The 5,213-nt window shown below is 75.8% G+C and carries 5 protein-coding genes; all 5 read right to left on the reverse strand.

The window, feature by feature from the left end; translation table 11 throughout:
• Nucleotides 1-174: 174 nt before the first annotated feature.
• The 5 genes from ACI79K_RS20925 to ACI79K_RS20945 all read right to left on the reverse strand — a co-directional run bounded on the left by ACI79K_RS20925 (nucleotide 175) and on the right by ACI79K_RS20945 (nucleotide 5,083).
• The gene (locus ACI79K_RS20925; RefSeq protein ID WP_456590045.1) at nucleotides 175-1,194 is read right to left on the reverse strand and encodes an ABC transporter substrate-binding protein; all 1,020 of its coding nucleotides are present in this window, start codon (nucleotides 1,192-1,194) and stop codon (nucleotides 175-177) included.
• Between the two features lie 83 nt (nucleotides 1,195-1,277).
• Nucleotides 1,278-2,123, reverse strand: coding sequence for an ABC transporter ATP-binding protein (locus ACI79K_RS20930; RefSeq protein ID WP_456590046.1), 846 nt, complete (start codon nucleotides 2,121-2,123; stop codon nucleotides 1,278-1,280).
• Nucleotides 2,120-3,226 carry a FecCD family ABC transporter permease gene (locus tag ACI79K_RS20935; protein ID WP_456597764.1) on the reverse strand — a complete coding sequence of 369 codons (1,107 nt, stop codon included), beginning with the start codon at nucleotides 3,224-3,226 and terminating at the stop codon, nucleotides 2,120-2,122. Before ACI79K_RS20935 ends, ACI79K_RS20930 begins: the two co-directional genes overlap by 4 nt.
• On the reverse strand, nucleotides 3,223-4,278 hold the full coding sequence (locus ACI79K_RS20940) for a FecCD family ABC transporter permease (protein WP_456597765.1): 1,056 nt from the start codon (nucleotides 4,276-4,278) through the stop codon (nucleotides 3,223-3,225). The genes ACI79K_RS20935 and ACI79K_RS20940 overlap by 4 nt, the downstream gene beginning before the upstream one ends.
• 91 nt (nucleotides 4,279-4,369) lie before the next feature.
• Nucleotides 4,370-5,083 carry a mycothiol-dependent nitroreductase Rv2466c family protein gene (locus ACI79K_RS20945; RefSeq protein ID WP_456590049.1) on the reverse strand — a complete coding sequence of 238 codons (714 nt, stop codon included), beginning with the start codon at nucleotides 5,081-5,083 and terminating at the stop codon, nucleotides 4,370-4,372.
• Between the last annotated feature and the right edge of the window lie 130 nt (nucleotides 5,084-5,213).

Below are 5,213 nucleotides of genomic sequence, written 5' to 3' on the forward strand. Positions count from 1 at the left end.
CCCCCCCCCCCCCCCCCCCCCCCCCCCCCCCCCCCCCCCCCCCCCCCCCCCCCCCCCCCCCCCCCCCCCCCCCCCCCCCCCCCCCCCCCCCCCCCCCCCCCCCCCCCCCCCCCCCCCCCCCCCCCGGGGCCGTGCTGCGCCGAGATCACGTGACCTCGGCAGTGGGGCGGTGCGTCAGGGCGTGACGTCCTCGGCCTCGGTCAGCCAGTCGGCCAGCTCCTGCATGTACTCGGCCTGGGCGGCGTAGTCCATGCCGATGTACTTCCACGGGTAGGCCTGGTCGGCCTGGAGGGCCGGCAGCCGGGCGGCGGTCGGCTGGGTGGCCATCTCCTCGGGGGTCATCCCCCCGCGCAGCGAGTACAGGAGCACGTCGCTGGGGTAGTCGGGCACCTGCTCCCAGCCCACCGGCTTCCAGAAGTAGCCCTCCTCGCCCAGGTCGACGAAGTCGACGCCGAGGTCGGAGTAGAGGCGCAGGGCCGGGTCGTCCTCGGCCTTGCCCATCCACCAGCCCTCCGAGGGGGTGGCGTAGACCGGCAGGACGCTGAGGCCCTTCTCGCCGGCCTCGGTGAGCGCCGCCGCGGCCTCCTCGTACTCGGCGCGGGCCGACTCGATGGTGCCGGAGTCCGCGCCCAGGCTCTCGGCGAGGTCGGCCACCTCCTCCATGACGTCGGCGGCCGACCCGCGGTAGGCGATGGCGACGACGGGGGCGATCTGCTCGAGCTGCTCGAGCTGCTCGGGCGACTCGATGCCGTACGGCGGCGACGACGGGTCCAGCGTCCCCGCCGAGTCCACCGGGTAGACCGAGGTGATGATCAGGTCGGGGTCGGCCGCGGCCAGCTGCTCGAGGTCGATCTGCCCGTAGGTCTCGCCCACGATCTCGACGTCGGAGAGGTCGCGCCCCTCGAACGCGACGTCGTCGGCCGCGGAGGTCTGGCCGAAGGTGGCCACCGGCTCGACGCCGTAGTTCCACAGCGAGGCCATGACGTCGTTGAGGCCGGCGATCCGGGTCGGCGTCTCGTCCAGCTCGACGGTGTTGTCCAGGGCGTCGGTGTACTCCCAGGCCTCGCCGGAGGCGGTCGGCTCCGTACCGGCGCCCGCGTCGGTGTCCGTGTCCTCGGACCCGCAGGCGCTGAGGCCGACGGCCGTGCCCAGGGCCAGGAAGCCGCCGAGCAGGCGGCGAGAGGTGCGGTGCAAGGGGACTCCCTCGGGTGCGGGGATGCATGATCATCCCGATCGAGGGAAGGTTAGCCTGCCCTAAGTCCCGGAGGGAAGGCGGGTCACCGCAGGCGGCGCACCGGCACGACCATCGGCGTCCCCGTCACCGGGTCGGGGAGCACCCGGGCCTCGAGGTCGAACACCTCGGCGAGGAGGTGCTCGGTGAGCACCTCGTGCGGGGTGCCCGAGGCGACGAGCGCACCGTCCTTCATCGCCACCAGCCGCTGGGCGTACCGGGCGGCGAGGTTGAGGTCGTGCAGCACGACCACGACCGTCCGGCCCCGCTCGGCGTGCAGCCGGCCCACCAGGTCCAGGACGTCGATCTGGTGGGAGAGGTCGAGGTAGGTGGTGGGCTCGTCGAGCAGCAGCAGGTCGGTGCCCTGCGCCAGCGCCATCGAGATCCAGGCCCGCTGCCGCTGACCGCCGGAGAGCGCGTCGACCGGGCGGTCGGCGAGCTCGGCCATGCCCGTCCAGGACAGCGCCTCGGCCACCAGGGCCTCGTCGTCGCGCGACCACTGGCGCAGCCACGTCTGGTGCGGGTGCCGCCCGCGGGCCACCAGGTCGCCGACGCTGAGCCCCTCGGGGGCCACCGGCGTCTGCGGCAGCAGGCCGAGCACCTTCGCCACCTCGCGGGTCGGCGTGCGGGCGATCGACCGGCCGTCCAGCAGTACCTGGCCCGACGCCGGGCGCAGCAGCCGGCCGAGCGCGCGCAGCAGCGTGGACTTGCCACAGCCGTTCGGACCCACGATCGCGGTGAAGGAGCCCTCGGTCAGCGCGAGGTCGAGCCCGTCCACGACGACCTGGTCGTCGTAGGCCAGCCGGAGCTCCTCCGCCGCCAGCCGCACGGGTGCCGGTGGGGCGGCGGGCTCCGCCCGGTGCAGGAGCTCGGTACCCGGGTGGATCGTCATGCTGTCGCTCGCCGCCTTCCACGGACCAGGAGCCAGAGCAGGTAGGGAGCGCCGATCGCGGCGGTGAGGATGCCGACCGGCAGGGCCTGGGGGAGCATCGTCCGGGTCACCAGGTCGGCGGCCACCACGAGCAGCGCGCCGAGCAGCCCCGAGGTCAGCAGCGGCGGGCGCGAGCCGCGGGTCAGCCGCACCGCGATCTGCGGCACGACCAGGGCCACGAACGTGATCGGCCCGGCGGCCGAGACCGCGAAGCCGACGAGGCCCACCGCGAGCAGCACGACCGCGGTCTGCGCCCCGGCCAGCCGCACGCCGAGCCCGCGCGCGGTGTCGTCGCCGAACTGCATGACCCCCAGCGCCCGGCCGGCGGCGAGCGCCGGCGGGAGCAGCACGGCGACGGCGACGGCGAGGGGCAGCGCGTCGTTCCAGGTGCGGGCGTTGAGCGAGCCGGTGATCCACACGTACGCCGACGCGGCGTCGTAGATCTCGGCGCGGGTGAGCAGCCAGTCGACCAGCGCGGCGCCGACCGACCACAGCGCGATGCCGATGAGGACCAGCCGGTACCCGTCGATCCCCGCCCGCCAGGCCAGCACGAACAGCAGCACGCCGGTGACCAGGCCGCCCAGCAGCGCGGCCAGGGGAACGCCGAGACCGCCCAGCACCTCGCCGGTGGAGGTGCCGCTGGTCAGCACGATGGCCGCCACCGCCCCCACCGAGGCGCCGCTGGTGATGCCCAGGGTGTCGGGGGAGGCGAGCGGGTTGCGGGCGAAGGTCTGGAAGAGCGCGCCGGAGACCCCGAGGGCCAGCCCGACCAGCGCGCCGACGACGACCCGCGGGGCGCGCAGCTGCAGGACGATGAACTCCTGCGTCTGCTCCCCCAGGCCGACCAGCGTCCGCAGCACCTCGCCGACGCCGATCGGGTAGTCGCCGCGCCCCATGCTCAGGGCCGAGACCAGCACCAGCGCGGCCAGCGCGGCCACCGGCACGACGACGTCGCGCCAGCGGACGATCGCCGAGACCGGGCCCACCCGCACGGGCGTGCCGCTGCGCAGCGGGGGGCGGGCGGTCGGCGCGGGCCGCGGGCGGGCCGGGGCGGTGGCGGTCACAGGGTGACCGTCCGGCGACGTCGCACGAGCGCGACGAAGAACGGCGCCCCGATGAGCGCCAGGACGATGCCGACCTGCAGCTCCCCCGGGCGGGCCACGACGCGGCCGATCACGTCGGCGGCCAGCAGCAGCGCGGCGCCCAGGAGGCCGGAGCAGGGGATCAGCCACCGGTGGTCGGGGCCGGTGAGGGCGCGGACGACGTGCGGCACGACCAGGCCGACGAAGGCGATCGGCCCGCAGGCGGCGGTCGCGGCGCCGGCCAGCAGGGTGATGGCGGCCAGGCCGATCGTCCGCGCCTGCCAGACGCGCTGGCCCAGGCCGCGGGCGACGTCCTCACCGAGCCCGAGCAGGTTCAGCGCCGGGGCGTTGGCCAGGGCGAGCACCACCCCGGCCGCGATGAACGGGCCCACCTGCCAGGCGATGTCGGCCCCGCGGCCGGCCAGCGAGCCGACCACCCAGAACCGGAAGCTGTCCAGGGTCTGCTCGTCGGTGACGACGACGGCGCGCACCAGGGCGAAGAACAGCGCCGACAGCGCGGCCCCCGCGAGCGCCAGGGTGACCGGTGTGGCCCCGCCGCGCCCGGCCGAGCCGATCGCGTAGACCAGGACCGTGCCGACCAGGGCGCCGGCGAAGGCGAACCAGACGTAGCCACCGGGCGTCCGGATGCCCAGCGCGGCGATGGCCAGCACGACGGCGAGGCTGGCGCCGGCGGTCACGCCGAGCAGCCCGGGGTCGCCCAGCGGGTTGCGGGTGTGTCCCTGCATCAGGGCCCCGGCCACGCCCAGCGCCGCACCGACCATGAGCCCCAGCACCGTGCGGGGGACCCGCAGCTGCCGGACGATCACCGCCTCCTCGGAACCCAGCGCCGAGTCGAGCAGCGACCGCCACACGTCGGCGAGGCCGATGGAGCGCGTGCCGACCGCGATGCTGGCCAGCGCGGCGGCGACGACCAGCACCAGCAGCAGGGCCAGCGTGCCCAGCCGTCGGCCGCGCGCCGGCGGTGCCGGAGGTCGTGCCGAGTCCCGGGCCGGGACGTCGACCGTGGTGGCCACGAGCAGCTCCCGGGACGGACGGCGTGGTCAGATAAGGCTTACCTTAGCTCGCTCGGTCGATCCCGCCACTCCCGCATGGGGCCGCGACAGCTCAGCGCTTCTGCCGGCGGCTCCCGCCGTGCCAGTCCTCCTGCCGGCCGATCTCGCCGGCCTGCACGCCGAAGGCCGGCAGCTGGGGGCGCTCGCGCAGGCTGCGCTTCAGCTCGGCGAAGCCGGGGAACGAAGCGAGCCCCACGACGTGGTCCCACAGCGCGACGGCCTCGTCCTCGGCGGGCAGCCGGCTGATGACCGGCCCGAAGAACGCCACGCCCTCGGGGGGCCGGAAGTGCAGGATCGGCGTCCCGACGTCCTTGCCGGCGAGCCCGAGCGCCTCGTCGGTCTCCGCCTGGATCTGCGCGTCCCAGCTGTCGTCGTCCACGGCATCGGCGAGCGCCGTGGGCAGCCCCGCCTCGGCGAGCGCCGGCTCGGCGAACTCCCGGGTGCCGCGCCGCGCCTCGTCGCCCGGGCTAGCGGGCTGCTCGAAGACGCGTGCGCCGAGCGCCGCGTAGAGCGGGCCGACGGCCTCGGGGCCGTGCTCGGCGCGGGTGCGGGCGGCGACCCGCAGCAGGCGCAGACCCGACGTGTGCCCGGCCTCGTACTCGGGCGGGAAGTGGCTGGCGTAGTCGACGTGGGCGTTGAGCAGCCGCAGCGAGATGAACCGCCACTCGACGGCGTACTCCCGCTGCGCGCTCACCTGCCGGACCCACTTGCTCGTCATCCAGGCGAACGGGCAGACCGGGTCGAACCAGAAGCGCAGATCGGCCATGGCGCGAACCTAGGCGCTCCCGCCCGACCGCGCCGCCCCAGTGCTGGGGGGGCGGGCCCCGGCCCGAGCGGCCCGGGTCGGGACCACGACCCAAGGGTGAGGGGCCCGCGGCTGACCGACAGGAACTACT

Source organism: Blastococcus sp. SYSU DS0616, from assembly GCF_054051015.1.

Excerpts from the sequence above, each read along its gene's own strand:
- ACI79K_RS20945 (WP_456590049.1), bottom strand. The coding sequence starts at position 5,083 with ATGGCCGATCTGCGCTTCTGGTTCGACCCGGTCTGCCCGTTCGCCTGG.
- ACI79K_RS20930 (WP_456590046.1), bottom strand. The coding sequence starts at position 2,123 with ATGACGATCCACCCGGGTACCGAGCTCCTGCACCGGGCGGAGCCCGCC.